This window comes from Halomonas cibimaris, from assembly GCF_039537045.1.
GTDB classification, from domain to species: Bacteria; Pseudomonadota; Gammaproteobacteria; order Pseudomonadales; family Halomonadaceae; genus Vreelandella; species Vreelandella cibimaris.
Genome location: NZ_BAAAZT010000056.1, coordinates 1 through 17,506, shown reverse-complemented (window position 1 = coordinate 17,506; position 17,506 = coordinate 1). Strand labels below are relative to the sequence as shown.

Annotated in this window: 17 protein-coding genes; 9 read left to right on the top strand and 8 right to left on the bottom strand. The window is 65.3% G+C overall.

Going from position 1 to position 17,506, the window contains the following annotated elements; genetic code table 11:
• Nucleotides 1–112: 112 nt before the first annotated feature.
• The 5 genes from ABD654_RS06090 to cysZ all read left to right on the top strand — a co-directional run bounded on the left by ABD654_RS06090 (nucleotide 113) and on the right by cysZ (nucleotide 5,769).
• Complete coding sequence (locus ABD654_RS06090) at nucleotides 113–463, top strand: SLC5/6 family protein (RefSeq protein ID WP_344703294.1); 351 nt, start codon at nucleotides 113–115, stop codon at nucleotides 461–463.
• Between the two features lie 197 nt (nucleotides 464–660).
• Nucleotides 661–1,524 carry a transcriptional regulator HexR gene (hexR, locus tag ABD654_RS06085; RefSeq protein WP_344703292.1) on the top strand — a complete coding sequence of 288 codons (864 nt, stop codon included), beginning with the start codon at nucleotides 661–663 and terminating at the stop codon, nucleotides 1,522–1,524.
• 47 nt (nucleotides 1,525–1,571) lie between these two features.
• On the top strand, nucleotides 1,572–2,648 hold the full coding sequence (locus ABD654_RS06080; protein ID WP_344703290.1) for an NAD(P)H-dependent flavin oxidoreductase: 1,077 nt from the start codon (nucleotides 1,572–1,574) through the stop codon (nucleotides 2,646–2,648).
• Nucleotides 2,649–2,774: 126 nt separating this feature from the next.
• A complete protein-coding gene (gene uvrD, locus ABD654_RS06075) occupies nucleotides 2,775–4,985 on the top strand; it encodes a DNA helicase II (RefSeq protein ID WP_344703289.1) in 2,211 nt (736 codons plus the stop codon).
• A 49-nt stretch (nucleotides 4,986–5,034) separates the two neighbouring features.
• The gene (gene cysZ, locus ABD654_RS06070; RefSeq protein ID WP_344703287.1) at nucleotides 5,035–5,769 is read left to right on the top strand and encodes a sulfate transporter CysZ; all 735 of its coding nucleotides are present in this window, start codon (nucleotides 5,035–5,037) and stop codon (nucleotides 5,767–5,769) included.
• 5 nt (nucleotides 5,770–5,774) lie between these two features.
• On the opposite strand, the gene ubiA is transcribed toward cysZ, so the two are convergent.
• Both ubiA and ABD654_RS06060 read right to left on the bottom strand, forming a co-directional pair.
• Nucleotides 5,775–6,665 (bottom strand): 4-hydroxybenzoate octaprenyltransferase, encoded by an 891-nt coding sequence (gene ubiA, locus ABD654_RS06065; protein ID WP_344703285.1) that lies wholly within the window; start codon nucleotides 6,663–6,665, stop codon nucleotides 5,775–5,777.
• A gap of 78 nt (nucleotides 6,666–6,743) precedes the next feature.
• Complete coding sequence (locus ABD654_RS06060) at nucleotides 6,744–7,301, bottom strand: chorismate--pyruvate lyase family protein (RefSeq protein ID WP_344703283.1); 558 nt, start codon at nucleotides 7,299–7,301, stop codon at nucleotides 6,744–6,746.
• A 107-nt stretch (nucleotides 7,302–7,408) separates the two neighbouring features.
• Between ABD654_RS06060 and ABD654_RS06055 the strand changes: the two genes are divergently transcribed.
• From ABD654_RS06055 to ABD654_RS06045, 3 genes are all read left to right on the top strand, one after another.
• Entirely contained in the window at nucleotides 7,409–8,602 is a 1,194-nt protein-coding gene (locus tag ABD654_RS06055; RefSeq protein ID WP_344703281.1) for an NAD(P)/FAD-dependent oxidoreductase, read from the top strand.
• A 135-nt stretch (nucleotides 8,603–8,737) separates the two neighbouring features.
• A complete protein-coding gene (locus ABD654_RS06050; protein ID WP_344703279.1) occupies nucleotides 8,738–9,010 on the top strand; it encodes an HU family DNA-binding protein in 273 nt (90 codons plus the stop codon).
• Complete coding sequence (locus tag ABD654_RS06045; protein ID WP_344703297.1) at nucleotides 9,010–9,366, top strand: hypothetical protein; 357 nt, start codon at nucleotides 9,010–9,012, stop codon at nucleotides 9,364–9,366. Before ABD654_RS06050 ends, ABD654_RS06045 begins: the two co-directional genes overlap by 1 nt.
• Nucleotides 9,367–9,445: 79 nt before the next feature.
• On the opposite strand, the gene recG is transcribed toward ABD654_RS06045, so the two are convergent.
• Both recG and ABD654_RS06035 read right to left on the bottom strand, forming a co-directional pair.
• A complete protein-coding gene (gene recG, locus ABD654_RS06040) occupies nucleotides 9,446–11,536 on the bottom strand; it encodes an ATP-dependent DNA helicase RecG (protein WP_344703277.1) in 2,091 nt (696 codons plus the stop codon).
• A gap of 1 nt (nucleotide 11,537) precedes the next feature.
• Nucleotides 11,538–12,467 (bottom strand): hydrogen peroxide-inducible genes activator, encoded by a 930-nt coding sequence (locus tag ABD654_RS06035; RefSeq protein WP_344703275.1) that lies wholly within the window; start codon nucleotides 12,465–12,467, stop codon nucleotides 11,538–11,540.
• A 132-nt stretch (nucleotides 12,468–12,599) separates the two neighbouring features.
• Here ABD654_RS06035 and ABD654_RS06030 point away from each other — a divergent pair, with 132 nt between their 5' ends.
• Nucleotides 12,600–13,499 (top strand): SDR family oxidoreductase, encoded by a 900-nt coding sequence (locus ABD654_RS06030; protein WP_344703273.1) that lies wholly within the window; start codon nucleotides 12,600–12,602, stop codon nucleotides 13,497–13,499.
• Nucleotides 13,500–13,562: 63 nt separating this feature from the next.
• On the opposite strand, the gene ABD654_RS06025 is transcribed toward ABD654_RS06030, so the two are convergent.
• The 4 genes from ABD654_RS06025 to gmk form a co-directional block, all read right to left on the bottom strand.
• A complete protein-coding gene (locus ABD654_RS06025; protein ID WP_344703271.1) occupies nucleotides 13,563–13,952 on the bottom strand; it encodes a RidA family protein in 390 nt (129 codons plus the stop codon).
• 30 nt (nucleotides 13,953–13,982) lie between these two features.
• Nucleotides 13,983–16,112 carry a RelA/SpoT family protein gene (locus tag ABD654_RS06020; protein WP_344703269.1) on the bottom strand — a complete coding sequence of 710 codons (2,130 nt, stop codon included), beginning with the start codon at nucleotides 16,110–16,112 and terminating at the stop codon, nucleotides 13,983–13,985.
• A gap of 56 nt (nucleotides 16,113–16,168) precedes the next feature.
• Nucleotides 16,169–16,426, bottom strand: a complete 258-nt coding sequence (rpoZ, locus tag ABD654_RS06015) for a DNA-directed RNA polymerase subunit omega (protein ID WP_344703267.1) — start codon at nucleotides 16,424–16,426, stop codon at nucleotides 16,169–16,171.
• A 147-nt stretch (nucleotides 16,427–16,573) separates the two neighbouring features.
• Nucleotides 16,574–17,188: a guanylate kinase gene (gmk, locus tag ABD654_RS06010; protein ID WP_344703265.1), complete on the bottom strand. Its 615-nt coding sequence runs from the start codon at nucleotides 17,186–17,188 to the stop codon at nucleotides 16,574–16,576.
• Nucleotides 17,189–17,506: the final 318 nt, after the last annotated feature.

Sequence of the window (17,506 nt, the reverse complement as noted above, 5' to 3'; positions counted from 1 at the left end):
GGGCCTGGCGGCGCACACGGCGCTGGAGCAACTGTTTGCCGGTGAGGTGCCTGCCTTCATGCGAGAGGACGAGCTGGATCAGGCAGCATGAGCTAAATAGTTACCCGTCGAAATGCTGGAAGAGCGCACCTCGCTGCCCCGGGTCACGGCAACGCTGATCGGCGGCGTAGCCGTGTGGCTTCTGGGCGTAGCGGCGCTTTTGTCGTTCAACGTCTGGTCGGACGTCAGCCTGCTGGGCCTGAACATCTTTGACTTCCTCGATACGCTCACCGCGAAGTTCCTGCTGCCGCTGACAGGTCTGGGGGCGATTATATTTGCCGCCTGGTGCCTGGAGCGCAAAAGCGTGGAGAAAGAGCTGGAACTGTCGGCTTTCGGCGTGCGCGCCTGGAACGTGATTGCCCGGGTTATCGCCCCTATCGGCGTTATTGTGGTGTTTATTACCGGCGTGGCCGGTCTTCTGTAGGCCAGCGCACCCCGCTACGCCAACGCCCCGCCGGCACAAGCCGGCGGGGCGTTTTTCTTTATACGAGATGATAAACGATGCGTTTTACAGCACAGGCCCGGCCGGCAGGTCCCGCCGGGCGCGCCAAACGTGCGATAATTCGGCACGGCCGGTTACGTTTCGGCCCGTCATCCGTCGTTAATCACAAGGAGCCCGCCGTGAGTCGTGCCCTGTTCGATGAATTGAGACACCGCATGGAGCACCTGCGCCGCTCCGAGCAGAAAGTGGCCCGTTTTGTGCTGAGAAACGCCGACGAGGTTATTCACATGCGCATCGTTGATCTGGCGACCGAAGCCAAGGTCAGCGAGCCCACCGTGGTGCGTTTCTGCCGGGCGCTGGGCTGCAACGGCTTTCAGGATTTCAAGCTCAAGCTGGCGCAGATGCTGGCGACCGGCAGCCAGTTTGCCCAGTTCTCGATGAACGACAGCGACTCGGTAGCCGAGTTTTCCCAAGGCATCTTCGATTCCACCGTGGGCACGCTGCTCTCGGTACGCGACCGCATCGACAACCAGGCGCTGGGCCAGGCAGTCAACGCCCTGGCCGGTGCCAACCGGGTGGAGTTCTACGGCTTTGGCGCCTCCGGCGCGGTGGCGGTAGACGCCCAGCACAAATTCTTCCGCCTGCAGATTTTTACCTCGGCCTACAGCGATCCGCACATGCAAAACATGTCCGCGGTCACGCTGAAAGCCGGCGACGTGGTCGTGGCCATCTCCCAGACCGGGCGCACCCGGGCGCTGGCGGCAAGCGTACGCCTGGCCCGGGAAGCCGGCGCCACGGTGATCGGCCTGTGCCCCAGCGGCTCGCCGCTGGCTGACGAGGTCACCCTGCCGCTCTACGTTGACGTGTTCGAAGACACCGAAATCTACACCCCCATGAGCTCGCGCATCGCACACCTGGTGCTCATCGACGTGCTCGCCGTGGGCGTGGCCAAAACCCGCGGGCCCAAACTGGCCGAACAGCTCAAGGAAGTGAAGAAAAGCCTTAACCCGCTGCGCTATCCTGAAGGCGACGCCACGCCGTGACCGCGTCGCCATAAAGCCGCCATAAAGCAAGCAAAAGGGGGAACACCATGCGCTTTGCCAATGCGCTGACGCGCCTTGTGGGTATCCGCTACCCTATCGTGCAGGCCCCGATGGTTGGCGTATCAACGCCGGCGCTGGCCGCGGCCGTTTCCAACGCCGGGGCGCTGGGCTCCATCGGCATCGGGGCAAGCTCAGTCGAACAGGCGCGAGAGATGATCGGTGCGACCCGGGCGCTGACGGAAAAGCCCTTTAACGTCAACGTATTCTGCCACCGCGAAGCGACGCAGGATCCGGACCGGGAGGCCCGCTGGATCCGCTATTTAACGCCCTTTTTCGAAGCGTTCGAGGCGCCGGCCCCCACCCGGCTCGCCGCCGCCTACCCAAGCTTTAACGATCATCGTCCGGCGCTGGACATGCTGCTGGAAGAAAAGCCGGCGGTGGTAAGCTTTCACTTCGGCTTGCCGCCCGTGGAATGGATTCAAGCGCTTCAGGCGGCGGGCATCGTCACCGTCGGCTGCGCCACTACCCCGGAAGAGGCCGCCACGGTGGAGGCGGCAGGCGTAGAGGCCGTAGTGGCCCAGGGAAGCGAAGCCGGCGGGCACCGAGGCGTTTTCACCCCCGAAAAAGGCGATCAGCAGATGGCCACCCTGCCGCTTACCCGCCTGATCAGCGCTGCAAGCGGCATTCCGGTGATAGCCGCCGGCGGCATCATGGACGGCCAGGGCATTCAGGCCGCCATCGACCTGGGCGCTGCCGGCGCCCAGCTGGGCACGGCGTTTATTCTGACCCCGGAATCCGCCGCCGATACGGCCTACCGCCAGGCACTGAAAAGCGAGCACAGCTACCACACGCGCATTACCCGCGTCATCTCGGGCCGCCCCGCCAGAGGCCTGGCAAGCCGTATGCACACCGATATTGACCGGCCGAACGCCCCGGCCCTGCCCGACTACCCGATTGCCTACGCCGCCGGCAAAGCGCTGGCCGCCGCCGCCAAGGCCGGCAACAGCGCGGCGTTTTCTGCCCACTGGGCAGGGCAAGGCGCCCCGCTGGCGCGCGAAATGCCCGCGGGCGAACTGATCGAAAGCCTGGTGCAAAACTGCCGGTTTTTGTCCCCGGCGCGATAGCCGCCGTTTACAGGCGGCGTTGCCGGCGCGCCATGTGCTCCTCCCGCTGAAACCTCACGGCCGGCGCACCTGCCGGGGGCTGTGCTAGACTGGCCGCTCACTTTTCAACCCTCGGCAGCGGCTTTTATGGACGACGTGACGGCGATTCTGGATTCGCTCAACTCCGCCCAGCGCGACGCGGTAAGCGCCCCTCAGGGCAACCTTCTGGTGCTGGCCGGGGCGGGCTCGGGCAAAACCCGGGTGCTGGTGCATCGCATCGCCTGGCTGATGCAGGCCGAGGGGCTTTCGCCCTACGCGCTGCTGGCGGTGACCTTTACCAACAAGGCCGCCCGAGAGATGCGCACCCGGCTGGAGGCGCTTTTGCGCATTTCCATGCGCCACGTCTGGGTGGGCACCTTTCACTCCATTGCCCATCGGCTTTTGCGCACCCACTGGCAGGACGCGCGCCTGCCCCAGCATTTCCAGATCATCGACAGCGACGACCAGCTGCGCCTGATCAAGCGCCTGCTCAAGGATCACAGCATCGACGCCGAGCGCTTTCCGCCGCGCCAGGTGCAGGGCTTTATCAGCGGCTGCAAGGAAGAAGGCCTGCGCGCGTCTCAGGTCAACACCGACGGCGACGCCTATCTGGGCCAGATGGTCGAGCTCTACCACTTCTACCAGCTGACCTGCGAGCGCGGCGGGCTGGTGGATTTCGGCGAGCTTTTGCTGCGAAGTCTTGAGCTTTTGCGCGACAACCCCGCACTTCTGGCCCACTATCGCGAGCGCTTCGGCCACGTGCTGGTGGACGAGTTTCAGGACACCAACACCCTGCAGTACGCCTGGCTCAAGCTGATCACCGGCCAGCAAACGCCCACCACCGTGGTGGGCGACGACGACCAGTCCATCTACGGCTGGCGCGGGGCTCGGGTGGAAAACATCCGCCGCTTTGAGACCGAGTTCCCCCGGGTCAAAACCGTGCGCCTGGAGCAGAACTACCGCTCCACCAGCGCCATTCTCGACGCCGCCAACGCGCTGATCAGCCACAATACCGAGCGCATGGGCAAACGTCTGTGGACCGACGGCGAGCGCGGCGAGCCGATATCCGTCTACGCGGGCTTTAACGATCTGGAAGAGGCGCGGTTTATCGTCGACACCCTCAAAGAGCGCACCGCCACCGGGCTCAGGCGCGCCGACGTGGCGATTCTCTACCGCTCCAACGCCCAGTCCCGGCTGATCGAGGAAACCCTGATCCGCCAGGGCGTGCCCTACCGCATTTACGGCGGCCACCGCTTTTACGAGCGCCTTGAGATCAAAAACGCCCTGGCCTACCTGCGCCTGCTGCTCAACCGCGACGACGACGCCTCCATGGAGCGGGTGATCAACGTGCCCGCCCGGGGCATCGGCACGCGCACGGTGGAGATTCTGCGCTTTCGCGCCCGGGATCAGGGCATCACCATGTGGCAGGCACTCCATGACAGCGCCAGTGACGGCACGCTCAAGGGCCGTGCCGCCAACGCCGTGCGCGCCTTCGCCGATCTGATCGAGCAGCTGGACAACGACGCCTCGGGCCTTGCGCTGCACGAGATCATTGAGCACGTCATCGCCCGCACCGGGCTGATCGAGCATCATCAAAGAGAGCCCGGCGAGAAAGGCCAGGGCCGGGTGGAAAACCTCGAAGAGCTGGTCAACGCCGCCCGGGCCTTTACCCAGGGCGACGTGTTCGACGCCCCGGAAGCCGGCGAGGGCCTCACGGCGCTGGAGGCGTTTTTGTCCGAGGCCGCGCTCAACGCCGGCGAGCACGAGGCCGAGGAGTTCGAAGACAGCGTGCAGCTGATGACCCTGCACTCGGCCAAGGGGCTGGAGTTTCCGCTGGTGTTTATCACCGGCGTGGAAGAAGGGCTGTTCCCCCACAAGATGTCGATGGAAGAGCCCGGCCGGCTGGAAGAAGAGCGCCGGCTGGCCTACGTCGGCGTGACGCGTGCCATGCACAAGCTGTATTTGACCCACGCCGAAACTCGCCGCCTGCACGGCAAGGAAATCTTCCCCCGGCCGTCGCGGTTTCTGCGCGAGCTGCCGGCCGAGCTTTTGGAAGAGGTGCGCCTGCGCGGCCAGGTCTCACGCCCGGTGACCGCCCGGGGCGGCGCTTCCGGCGATTTGTCTCAGCAAAGCGTCGAAGGCGAAGGCGATCTGCCCAGCCTGCACGTCGGCCAGGCGGTGGAGCACCCGATCTTTGGCGAAGGCGTTATTTTAAATACCGAAGGGGAAGGCCCGCGCGCGCGCGTGCAGGTCAGCTTCGAGCACGAAGGCGCCAAGTGGCTGGTGCTGGGCTTTGCCAAGCTGATTCCGCTTTCGTAGCCGGGCTTTTCCAGCACAGCCGACGTTTCACCGTAATCCGTGAATGCCTATGATGACCGCCGTTGACGCCATTGCCCAGGGCACACGCTGGGTCTATCGCCCCGGCCTGCGCCGCTACGTCTTTGCCCCGATTGCCGTCAACCTGGCGGTCTACGTCATTTTGCTGGGCATGGTCATCAGCCGCTTTGGCGGCTGGGTCGAGCACTGGATGAACCTGGTGCCGGGCTGGCTCGACTGGCTGTCGTGGCTGATCTGGCCGCTTTTTGTGCTGTGCCTGCTGGCGGTGGTGTTTTTTACCTTTACGCTGGTTACCCAGCTGATTGCCGCGCCGCTGTACGGCTTTCTCGCCGAGAAGGTGGAAATCGTCGCCACCGGGCGGGCGCCGCTGGACGATCGCAGCCTGACCCGGGCCGCGGTGGACGCGCTGGGCCGTGAGCTGGTCAAGCTGGGCTACATTCTGCCCCGGGCCGCGGTGCTGTTTGTTATCAGCTGGATTCCCGGCGTCAACCTGCTGGCCCCGCTGCTGTGGGGGCTTTTTTCCGCCTGGATGATGGCGATTAGCTATCTCGACTATCCCATGGACAACAACCAGATCAGCTTCGCCGACATGCGCCGCCGGCTGGCCCGCCGCCCGTGGCACAGCCTAAGCTACGGCGGCGCGGTCACGCTGATCACCTGGATACCGCTGGCCAATCTGTTTTTGATCCCCGGCGCGGTGGCCGGTGCGGTGCTGATGTGGGACGCCCACTACCGCCACGCGCCCAAGCCCGCAGGCAGCGCCTAGCCGCGCTATGCCGCCGCCGGCCACAGGCTCAGGGCAATGCCGGCAAACACGATCAGCCCTGACCAGAAGTTGTTCAAAAAGCCGTGGAAGCAGCCGTCGCGCTCGCGCGCGCGAATAAGCCACTGCTGGTAGAGAAACGTCGCCGCCATGCCGGCAAGCCCCAGCCAGAAAAACCCGCCGGGGGCCAGCCGCCAGCCGGCCCAGCCGAGAAAACCAAGTGCGGCCAGCTGAAACAGCCCGACCATCAGCCTGTCGGCGCGGCCGAACAGCACGGCGGTGGATTTCACCCCGATTTTCACATCGTCATCGCGGTCGACCATGGCGTACTGGGTGTCGTAGGCGATGGTCCAGGCCACGTTGGCCCCAAACAGCAGCCACGCCTCGACCGGCACATGGCCCGTTACCGCGCCGTAGGCCATGGGAATCGCCCAGGAAAACGCCGCGCCCAGAAACAGCTGGGGCAGGTGGGTGTAGCGCTTCATGAACGGATAGATAAACGCCAGCGCCACCCCGCCCAGGGAAAGCAAAACGGTAAACAGGTTGGTCAAAAGCACCAGAATAAAGGCGATGACCACCAGCCCGGCAAACACGCCCTTGGCTTCGGTTTCGCTGATGCGCCCGGTGGCCAGCGGGCGCTTTTTGGTGCGCTTGACGTGGCCGTCCACGCGGCGGTCGGCGTAGTCGTTGATCACACAGCCCGCGGCGCGCATGACGTACACGCCGGCCACAAAAATCAGTACCACGCCGCGCCCGGGCACGCCGTCTGCGGCCAGCCACAGCGCCCAGAGCGTCGGCCACATCAAAAGCCAGGTGCCGATGGGGCGATCCAGCCGGGTCAGGTGAAGAAAATCCGCCACGCGCGCAAGCCCTGTGGGCCGCAGCAAAGAACGATCCATGCTCTACCTCGCTATGCCAAAATCGGCCCGAACCGGGCCGCTACCCCGTCATCCGTCATCTGTCAAAAGCGCCCGGTCTCAGGCCGCCGGCAGCGCAAGCGCCTCGGCCATGGCCGGCAGGAAGTATTCCTGCACCAAAAGCGCCAGCCGGCCGTGACAAAACACCGACCGCCGCCCCCAAAGGCTGGGGGCGGTTACAAACCGCGGCGGCGCCCGGGTGACTTCCAGCGGGCCGCGGACAAGCCCCGGCTGGGCAAACAGCCAGCTGCCGAGCGACGTCTCGCCCAGCGCGTAAAGCCTGTGCCCGCGCAGCGCAAAAAGCGGTGCCACCGAGCGCGCCACCACCCAGGGCACGCCGTCCAGGCACAGCGCCACCTCGCGCCGCCAGGCCAGCCGCCCGGGTGCGATACCCAGCGCCCGGGCCTCGTCAGCAAACGGGTAGCCTGTGCCCTGGCGCAGCAAACGCACGCTGAACCGCCGTGCACCGCCGGCCGCTTTGAGCCGCACGGTCAGCGAATCGGTAGAGGCCACCCAGCGCCACCAGCGTGGCGACATCCGCGGGCGCGCCGCCGCCGCCGGGCGCCAGCGCACGGGCAGGCCCGGCGCTGGGCTATCTCGCTGAACGTTGTCTTTCACCGCGCCGCTCCCCGCCAGAAATTCGGGCGGCTAGTGTAACATGGGCCCGTTCGTACGCTGATAACGGCGTGCCCCGCACCCTCACGTTTTGCTTTCAGGATGACACCATGCCTGCTTCACACGCTGAACTGGTCATTATCGGCACCGGCATGGCCGGGATTGGCCTGGCCCGCGCACTGCGTCAGACAGGCGATAACCGCTCGCTGGCGCTGATCAGCCAAGACAGCGGCACCCCCTACAACAAGCCGCTTTTGTCCACCGGCTTCGCCAAGCGCCTGCCCCCGGAGCGGCTGGCCCAGCAAAGCGTGGCCGCGCTGGCCGACGAGCTCGACGCTACGCTTTGGACGCACACCGTTGTGACCGCCATTGAGCCGGACGCCGGCAGGCTTACCCTGGCGCCGTGCCGCGCCGAGGGCAGCGCGCCAAACGCCCGTACGCTGACCTTCACCACGCTGGTGCTGGCCACCGGAGCTGCACCGCGCACGCCGTTCTCCCTGCCTGATCGCGTCGCGCCGCGCTGCTTTAGCGTCAACGATCTGGACGACTACCGCCGTTTTTATGCAGCCCTGGGCGATAAAGCCGCCCGGGTTGCGGTCATCGGGGCCGGGCTTGTCGGCTGCGAGTTTGCCAACGACCTCCACGCCGGCGGCCATCAGGTCAGCCTGATAGCCCCGGAAGCCACGCCGCTGCCGCGGCTTTTGCCTGAGCCGCCGGGCAAGGCGCTGGGCAAGGCGTTTTTTGATGCCGGCATCGCGCTGCATCTGGGCCGTACCCCGGAGCGGCTCGATCTTGACGACGACTGCCTGGCGGTGCATCTGGATAACGGCGCGCTCGTCCACGCCGACGTTGCCCTGCTGGCCACCGGGCTGCTGGCACGCACCGCGCTGGCCGAGGCCTGCGGACTTGAGGTCGTGCCCGGCGGCATTGCCGTGGACCGCACCCTGATGACCTCGCACCCGCGCGTGTATGCGCTGGGCGACGCCGCCTGCGTCGACGGCGTCAACGCCATGTACGTTCAGCCCCTGCAGGCAAGCGCCAAGGCGCTGGCGCAAACGCTTGTCGGCCATCCCACGCCGGTGCGCTTCGGCGCCTGGCCGGTGGTGGTCAAAACGCCGCTGCTGCCGGTGGTGGCCTACCCGCCGCTGACGCCGCCGGCGCGCTGGCGGATCGAGGCCGACGGGGCCAACATCACCGCGCTGGCGGAAGATCAAAACGGGCATTTGCTCGGGTTTGCGTTGACAGGGGCGTGCGTGAAAAAGAAAGTGAAGCTTTCCAGAGCAGCGCCGGCGCTGCTAGGCTGACGCCTGAAAACGCCCGGGCCGCCGCGGTGGCCCGGCCAGCGCCACGCTTGGCGCGTCGCAGTCCACAACGATCACCGCAGCGCAACGACCATCACAACCTCAAACGCGCCTGATCCATCACAAGGGAGATATCCTATGCGCAAACCCGAACTGGCGGCTGCCATCGCCGAAAGCGCCGACCTGTCCAAGGACAAGGCCGGCCAGGTTCTCAACGTGATTCTGGACGAAATCACCCACAGCGTAGCCCAGGGCGACGACGTGGCACTGATCGGCTTTGGCACCTTTACCGTTCGCGAACGTGCCGCGCGCACCGGCAAAAACCCGCAAACCGGCCAGCCGCTGGACATTCCGGCCAGCAAAAGCGTGGCCTTCAAGCCGGGCAAGACGCTTAAAGACGCGGTTTGCTGATGAAGCTCCGGCTTGCGCTGTGGCTTCTGGGCTTGCTGCTCAAGCGCGCGCTGCGCCGCAAGCCGCGCTTTGCCGAACAGCTAAAGGACATGCGCGGTCTGGCCTTCGGCATTGCCACCGAGGATTTGTCCATTGCCCGCCACTACCGCATGACGCCGTCCGCTATCCACAGCGCCACGGGCCTGCCCACGGATCTGGATCTGGAGCTGCGCTTCGCTGACGCCGCCACCGCGCTTGCGGTGCTGAAAAAGCCCACTTCCCGGGCGTTTTTCGACGGCATGCGCCGCAACAAGGTGCGCCTGGTGGGCGACTCCGCCGACATGACCCGGCTGCAAAAGCTGCTCAGGCAGCTGTAGCGGCTCACACGGCACGGCAGAAAAAAGCGGCGCTGCGGGTTTTCGCTGCGCCGCTTTTTTTTCCACTTTGCCACACAAACTACACCTGCCCGTAGCGCCCGGCGGCGTCGCCCAGCCAGCGCCGTATCAGCACCGTCGAGGCCTGGGCGTCGTTTTGCAGCGCCTCGGCCAGAGCGCTGACGCTATCGAGCAAATCGGCATCGCGCTCCAGATCGGCAATTTTCATCTGGGCAAGGCCGGTCTGGCGGGTGCCCAGCACCTCGCCGGGGCCGCGGATTTCCAGATCTTTTTCGGCGATGCGAAAGCCGTCGGCGGTGTCGCGCATTACGCCCAGGCGCTGGCGCGAGGTTTTTGACAGCGGCGGATGGTAAAGCAGCACGCAAAAGCTTGCGGTGCTGCCGCGCCCCACGCGGCCGCGCAGCTGGTGCAGCTGGGATAGCCCCAGCCGCTCGGGGTTTTCAATCACCATGAGACTTGCGTTGGGCACGTCAACGCCGACTTCGATCACCGTGGTGGCCACCAGCAGGTCAATCTCGCCGGCCTTGAACGCGGCCATGACCTCGGCTTTTTCAGCGGCCTTCATGCGCCCGTGCACCAGCCCGATGGCAAGCCCCGGCAGCGCGGCGGTCAGCTCGTCACAGGTGACTTCGGCGGCCTGGCACTGCAGCGCCTCGGACTCCTCGATCAGCGTGCAGACCCAGTAGGCCTGACGGCCCTCGCCGCAGGCGCGTTCGATGCGCTGCACCACCTCGGGGCGGCGCTCGTCGCTTACCACCACGGTTTTCACCGGCGTGCGTCCGGGGGGCAGCTCGTCGATCAGCGACACGTCGAGATCGGCGTAGGCGCTCATGGCGAGCGTGCGCGGAATGGGCGTGGCGGTCATGATCAGCTGGTGAGGCGTCAGCCCCCCGGCCTCGCCCTTTTCGCGCAGCGCCAGGCGCTGGTGGACGCCGAAGCGGTGCTGCTCGTCGATAATCGCCAGCCCCAGCCGCTGAAAGTGCACATCATCCTGAAACAGCGCGTGGGTGCCCACCACCATGCGCGCCCGGCCGTCGGCAATCGCCGCCTTGTTATCAAGCCGCGCCTTGCCCTTGAGCTTGCCGGAAAGCCACGCCACCTCGATGCCCAGCGGCTCCAGCCAGGCCTTGAACGCGCGGTAGTGCTGCTCGGCGAGAATTTCCGTGGGCGCCATGATCGCCGCCTGGCAGCCGCTTTCCAGCGCGGCGAGCGCGGCCATGGCGGCCACCACCGTTTTACCCGAGCCCACGTCGCCCTGCACCAGCCGCAGCATGGGGGCCGGGCGGGCGAGATCGAGGGTGATTTCTTCGAGCACGCGCTGCTGGGCGCCGGTCAGCGCAAACGGCAGCTGGGTCAGAAAGCGCGCCTGCAGCCCGCGCCCGTCGGTGAGCGCCGGCGCGCCGTCCTGCTGAATGCGCAGGCGCACCTCGCGCAGGCTGAGCCGGTGGGCCAAAAGCTCCTCCAGCGCCAGCCGCCGGGTGGCCGGGTGCCGGCCGGCGCTGAGCCGCTCGATGTCCGCATCCGGCGGCGGCTGGTGCAAAAACGCAAGGCTTCGGTGCAGCCCGGGCAGGGCAAAGCGCCGGCGCAGCGCATCGGGCAGCACCTCGGGCAGCGCGTCGGGCTCGCGCGAAAGCATTTCCAGCGCCTGGCCGACCAGCGCGCGCAGGCGCGGCTGGTTGAGCCCTTCGGTAGTGGGGTAAATCGGCGTGAAGTGCTCTTCCACCGGGGGCGCAGCGCCGTCCGCCTGCGCCTGCACCAGCCGGTATTCGGGGTGGTATAGCTCAAGCCCGGTGGCGCCGGCCCGGGCCTCGCCGAAGGCGCGCACGCGCACGCCGGGGCGCAGCTGTTGCTGCTGGGCCGGGGAGAAGTGGAAAAACCGCAGGCTGACGATGCCGCTGCCGTCGCGCAGGCGCAGCAGCAGGCTGCGCCGGCGGCCCTTGACCACGTCGCTGGCCATGATCTCGCCTTCAATCACCGCCTCCTGGCCGGCGCGCAGGGTGGCCATGGGCGTCAGCCGGGTACGGTCCTGATAGCGCAGCGGCAGGTGGAACAAAAGATCGCTGACCCGCTCGACGGACAGCCGCCCCAGTTTTGCGGCCAGCGCCTCGCCTACGCCTTTCAGCGTGCTAATCGGCGCGTTCAGCGAGCTCACGTCAGACGACCTCAACGGCGCCGTTCACCGGCTGACGGCAGCGCTCGGCGGCGCGGATCAGCGCTTCAATGGCCCGGGGCCGGGGAAAGCTCGCCCGCCAGGCAATGGCTACGGTGCGCGACGGCGCCGGGGCGGCAAACGGCCGGCTGATCAGCATCGAGTGCTGGTGGTTTTCGCTGCCCAGCGCCGACTGCGGCAGCACCGTAATACCCAGCTTTGAGGCCACCATGTGGCGGATGGTTTCCAGCGAGCCGCCCTCGGCGATCAGCGTATTGTTGGGGCTGGCAAGCTTTTGGGTAATCGCCGGGCAGGCCTCGAGAATCTGATCGCGAAAGCAGTGCCCCTCGCCCAGCAGCAAAAGGCGCTCTTCGAGCAGGTCTTCTTTGCGGATCACCTCGCGCTCGGCCCAGCGGTGGCCGGCGGGCAGCAGCACCTCGAAGTGCTCTTCGTAAATCGGCTTGGTGAGCACGTCGGTTTCGGTAAACGGCAGTGCAACGATGATCGCATCGAGCTCGCCGCTTCTCAGCTTGCCGCGCAGGGTGCCGGTCAGCCCTTCCTCGATATACAGCGGCATCTGCGGGGCGGCACCGGCAATTTCAGGAATCAGATGCGGGAACAGATAGGGCCCGATGGTGTAGATCGCGCCGATGCGCAAGGGGGTGGCCAGCTGGTCTCTGCCTTCGCTTGCCATGGCGTAGATCTGGCTGCTTTGCTCCAGCACTCGCTGGGCCTGGGCGACGATTTTTTCGCCCAGCGGTGTGACCTGAACGGTGGCCTTGGAGCGCTCAAAAAGCGGCACGGCAAGCTCTTCTTCAAGCTTTTTGACCGCCACGGAAAGCGTCGGCTGGGAGACATGGCAGCGCTCGGCGGCACGACCGAAGTGGTGCTCCTGAGCGAGGGTTACGATATAGCGGAGTTCTGTTAGAGTCATCTTGGCGCCCGTGGCATCCTCCCGTGATAAGCGTGCTGACGGCATTCTAGTCGAGTGCTGCCCTGTCTTATAGGGAGGGTCTATCAACTGGACATATTTTGTCAAAAGCCCCTGCCCAACAGGAGTCAAATGGTGAAACCAAGCGTACTGATTATCGGCTGTGGCGACCTGGGCATGACCCTGGGACATCAACTGATCGCCGAGGGGCACCGCGTCATCGGCGTGCGCCGCCGCGCCGAGGCCCTGGCCGGCACGGGTATTGAGCCGCTGGCGCTGGATTTGAACACGCTCGACGACGCAGGCGCCGACGCCCTGCCCGAGACCGACTATGTGATCTACACCGCAAGCGCCGACCGCTTCGAGGAAAGCGCCTACCAAAGCGCCTATTCGGACGGCATAAAGCGCGTGCTGGCCGTGCTGGAGCAGCACGCAGCACCGCCCAAGCGTATGTTTTTTGTCTCCTCCACCAGCGTGTACGGCCAGCAACAAGGCGAGGTCATCAACGAAGACAGCCCCGCCGCGGCCGAGAGCTTTTCCGGCCGGCTGATGCTTGACGCCGAGCGGGCCCTGCTCGATCACGCCATCCCCGGCACGGTGGTGCGCTTTTCAGGGATCTACGGCCCCGGGCGCGATCGTCTGATTCGCCAGGTCGCCGAGGGCCGAGTGGCAGCGGTCACGCCGGAGATCTACACCAACCGCATTCACCGGGACGACTGCACCGGCATCCTGCATCACCTGATCCAGCGCCACGAGCGCGGCGACAGCGTCGAGCCGCTGTACCTGGGCAGTGACAGCGAGCCTGCCACCCAGCATGCGGTGATGAGCTGGCTGGCGCGTCAGCTCCGGGTCAAGCCCACCGACACCATGCAGTCGCCGCTGCGCCGGCGTGCCAGCAAGCGCTGCGACAACACGCGCGTTGTAAAAAGCGGCTATGTCTTTCGCTACCCCACTTTTCGTGAAGGCTACGCCCAGGTGCTCAAGGAAGGCGGCTTTCTGCCCACCCAGCCAGCCGCGCACACCCCTGAAACGTAGGTCCTGAAACGCACAAGGCCCGGACATGAGTCCGGGCCTTGTGCACTGGGGGCGCACGGCGGCTCAGTCGCCCAGCACCATCACCGCTTCGGCTTCGACGCGGGCACCCTTGGGCAGCGCTTTCACGCCGACCGCGGCCCGGGCCGGATAGGGCTGGGAAAAAAACGCCTCCATGATCTCGTTGACCACGCCAAAGTGCTCAAGCTCGGTCAGGTAAAGGTTGAGCTTGACGATATCGCCCAGGCTGCCGGCGGCTTCTTCACATACCGCCTTGAGGTTGGTAAACACCTGGCGCGTCTGGGCTTCCACGTCGCCTTCCACCAGCGTCATGGTGGCCGGGTCCAGCGGGATCTGCCCGGAAATATATACGGTGTTGCCCGCCTTGATGGCCTGGGAATACGGGCCGATCGCGGCCGGGGCTTTCTCGGTGTTAATGACTGCCTTGTTGCTCATCAGACCGGTCTCCTTGGGTCGTTGGCCGGGTTACTGGCCCAGCCGGTAGATTTTTTCCACGCTGTGCAGGTTACGAATGCGTTTGATGATGCGCGCCAGGTGCACGCGGCCTTTCACCGCCAGGGTCAGGTTGACCGACGCAAGCCGGGCGTCGCGCTCTTCGATGCCGATACGTTCGATGTTGGCATCGGCGTCGGTGACCACGCCGGCAAGCTCGGCCACCAGCCCGCGGCGGCTTTCCACCTCGATGCGCAGCGCAACGAGGAAATCCTCATCGATATTCTCTGCCCATTCCAGCGTAAACAGCTTGTCGGGGTTTTGCTTGTCGGCCAGGTTATTGCATTCGGCCCGGTGCACCACCAGCCCCTTGCCGGCGGAAAGATGTCCGACCACGTCGTCGCCGGGCAGCGGGTGGCAGCAGCGGGCAAAGCTGGTCACCATGCCTTCGCTGCCGCTGATGACCACCGGCTGCTGGCTTTTGGCTTCGCCGCTGGCGGTCGCGCCCTGCCCGTCAAGCAGATCAATCAGATGGCGCGCCACCACATAGGCCATGTGCCGGCCCAGGCCGATGGATTCCAGCAGGGTATCCTTGTCCTCAATGTCCAGCTCCTTGAGCGCACGCTTGACCAGGGCGTCGTCGAGCTCTTCGATGCTGGTTTCAAACACCGACAGCGCCTTGTTCAAAAGCCGGCGACCCAGCTGAATGGCCTCTTTTTGCTGCTGGTGTTTCAGCGCATGGCGGATCGCCGAGCGCGCCTTGGCGGTGCCCACGAAGTTGAGCCAGGCGACGTTGGGCCGCGCTGCCGGGGCGGTGATGATATCCAGCGTCTGGCCGCTTTCCAGCCGCGTGGACAGCGGCGCCAGCTGGCGGTCGATACGACAGGCAATGCAGCTGTTGCCGATATCGGTGTGCACGCTGTAGGCAAAGTCGATCACCGTGGCCCCCCGGGGCAGCTCCATGATGTCGCCTTTGGGGGTAAACACGTAGATATCGTCAGGGAACAGGTCGTTTTTGACGTGTTCGATAAACTCCAGCGAGTCGCCGGCGTGGCGCTGCATTTCCAAAAGCCCCTTGACCCAGGAACGCGCCCGCGCGCGGCTGCCTTCGGCAATGGGGTGATCGGTCTGGCCGGCCTTGTACAGCCAGTGGGCGGCAATGCCGTTGTTGGCCATGGCCTCCATTTCGCGGGTGCGGATCTGCACTTCGATGGGCATGCCCCGAGGGCCGAACAGCGTGGTGTGCAAACTCTGGTAGCCGTTGGCCTTGGGAATGGCGATGTAGTCCTTGAAGCGCCCGGGTACCGGCTTGTAGAGGTTGTGAACGATTCCCAGAATACGGTAGCAGCTGGCCACGTCGTCGGTGACGATGCGAAAGCCGAACACGTCCATGATCTCGGCGAAGGGTTTGCGCTGGTCGCGCATTTTGCGATAGATCGACAGCAGGTGTTTCTGGCGCCCCATGACCGTGCCGCTCAGCCCTTCGTCGTTGAGGCTTTGCTGCATGGTGTCCTGCACCTGTCGCATGGCGCTGCGGCGATGGCCCCGGGCGCTGATCACGGCGCGCTTGATGCGCTCGGCGCGCATCGGGTGAATGGCCTGAAACGCCAGGTCTTCAAGCTCGATGCGAATGGTGTTGATCCCCAGACGGCCGGCCACGCGGGCGTAGATTTCCAGGGTTTCCCGGGCGATGCGGCGCTTCTTGTCCGGGCGCAGCGCGCCCAGCGTGCGCATGTTGTGCAGCCGGTCGGCGAGCTTGACGATGATCACGCGGATATCCCGCGACATCGCCAGCACCATTTTCTGGAAGTTTTCCGCCTGGGCGACGGCCTTGTCTTCAAAGGCGATCTGGGTGAGCTTGGAGACGCCGTCCACCAGCTCGGCCACGGGCTTGCCGAACTGGGTTTCCACCGCCGGCTTGTCGACGCTGGTGTCTTCGATGACGTCGTGCAGCATAGCGGCCATCAGGCTTTGATGGTCCATGTGCATGTTGGCGAGAATGTTGGCCACCGCCAGCGGGTGGGTCACGTAGGCTTCACCGGAGCGGCGGTGCTGGCCGTCGTGGGCCTGTTCGGCGTAATAAAAGGCGCGCTTGACCTGCTGGATTTCGTCCGGGGGGAGATAGCCGCCAAGCCGATCCGTCAGGTCATCAATGGTAAACATGCGCCGCGCCTCCCTTGGGTACAATCGCCGGTGCCGATGTCAGAAGGGCCCGCCGCTTAGTCGTCGGCGGGTACGCCGGCATCCATCGGACGCGGGCGTACCGGCGCCTCCACCGGCTCGTCGAGCACGCTGCGATCCACAAGCCCCGCGGCAATTTCGCGCAGCGCCATGACGGTGGGCTTGTCGTTTTCCCAGGGCAGCAGCGCATCCCGGGAGCCGCGCGCCAGCTGGCGCGAGCGCTGGCTTGATATCATCACCAGCTGAAAACGGTTTTCCACGTTGTCCAGACAATCTTCGACGGTAACACGAGCCATGGGCGTCTTCCTGTAAAAGTCATTGCAGCACCGGGCCGATAGCGACATCGGCCCGGGAATAAAAGAAGGTAGCGGGAATCACGCTGGGTCACGGCTAGCCTACTCGACGCCGGTCTACCGTGACAAGCGCCGCGCGGGCAGCCGCCGCTACGACAGCAGCGCCTCAAGCAGCGGCGTATGGCGCTTGCAGACGGTCGCTGCGGTCAACCGGCGGCTGATGACCAGCGCGCGCAGCTCATCAAGCGCGGTGGTGAAATCGTCGTTGATCACGACGTAGTCATACTCATCAAAATGCGACATTTCGCTGACCGCATCCTGCATGCGCCGCTGGATCACCGCATGGACATCGGTGCCGCGGCCGGCCAGCCGGCGCTCAAGTTCCTCGCGCGAGGGCGGCAGGATAAAGATCAATACCGCTTCAGGCATCTTTTCGCGCACCTGGCGCGCACCTTGCCAGTCGATTTCCAAAATCACGTCCTGGCAGGCGTCCAGCCGGTCCTGCACCGCCCGCTGCGAGGTGCCGTAGTAGTGGTCAAACACCCGGGCGTATTCGAAAAACTCCCCGCGTGCCGCCATCGCTTCGAACTCGGCTATATCGGTGAAGTGGTAGTTGACGCCGTCCACCTCGCCTTCCCGGCGCTTGCGGGTGGTATGCGACACCGACACCTGAATACCGTTGAGGCTATCCACCAGCTCGCGCACCAGGCTGGTTTTGCCGGCCCCGGACGGGGCGGATACAACAAAAAGCGTACCTTGGGACATGACGCGCTTCCCCAGCCTTGGCCAAAAGTAGCCTCGGCGACACAACAGGATGAATAAAACGCTGACGCAGCCGTGCGCTGCCCGGCAGGGCCGGCGCCGGTGCTCAGCCGTGACCGCAGGCGGCGGATTATCGCATATCCGGCGGGCGGACTGTAGAGGCCCGCGCAACGCCGAAGGCCGCTTGCGGCCTGCCCGTTGGATGCCTTGATCAGCATCAACCCGGCTTATTCATGAGGCTGGCTTGAAAATAAAGATGGCGAGGGGTTTCTCTTGTAGAATCAGGATGTTCCAGCCAGAACTTGATTCAAGAGGACCTCT

Coding starts and splice junctions, on each gene's coding strand:
- gmk (WP_344703265.1), bottom strand. CDS start 17,188: ATGTCCCAAGGTACGCTTTTTGTTGTATCCGCCCCGTCCGGGGCCGGC.
- ABD654_RS06050 (WP_344703279.1), top strand. CDS start 8,738: ATGCGCAAACCCGAACTGGCGGCTGCCATCGCCGAAAGCGCCGACCTG.
- ABD654_RS06045 (WP_344703297.1), top strand. CDS start 9,010: ATGAAGCTCCGGCTTGCGCTGTGGCTTCTGGGCTTGCTGCTCAAGCGC.
- ABD654_RS06080 (WP_344703290.1), top strand. CDS start 1,572: ATGCGCTTTGCCAATGCGCTGACGCGCCTTGTGGGTATCCGCTACCCT.
- ABD654_RS06020 (WP_344703269.1), bottom strand. CDS start 16,112: ATGTTTACCATTGATGACCTGACGGATCGGCTTGGCGGCTATCTCCCC.
- ABD654_RS06090 (WP_344703294.1), top strand. CDS start 113: ATGCTGGAAGAGCGCACCTCGCTGCCCCGGGTCACGGCAACGCTGATC.
- uvrD (WP_344703289.1), top strand. CDS start 2,775: ATGGACGACGTGACGGCGATTCTGGATTCGCTCAACTCCGCCCAGCGC.
- cysZ (WP_344703287.1), top strand. CDS start 5,035: ATGATGACCGCCGTTGACGCCATTGCCCAGGGCACACGCTGGGTCTAT.
- ABD654_RS06025 (WP_344703271.1), bottom strand. CDS start 13,952: ATGAGCAACAAGGCAGTCATTAACACCGAGAAAGCCCCGGCCGCGATC.
- ABD654_RS06055 (WP_344703281.1), top strand. CDS start 7,409: ATGCCTGCTTCACACGCTGAACTGGTCATTATCGGCACCGGCATGGCC.
- ABD654_RS06035 (WP_344703275.1), bottom strand. CDS start 12,467: ATGACTCTAACAGAACTCCGCTATATCGTAACCCTCGCTCAGGAGCAC.
- ubiA (WP_344703285.1), bottom strand. CDS start 6,665: ATGGATCGTTCTTTGCTGCGGCCCACAGGGCTTGCGCGCGTGGCGGAT.
- rpoZ (WP_344703267.1), bottom strand. CDS start 16,426: ATGGCTCGTGTTACCGTCGAAGATTGTCTGGACAACGTGGAAAACCGT.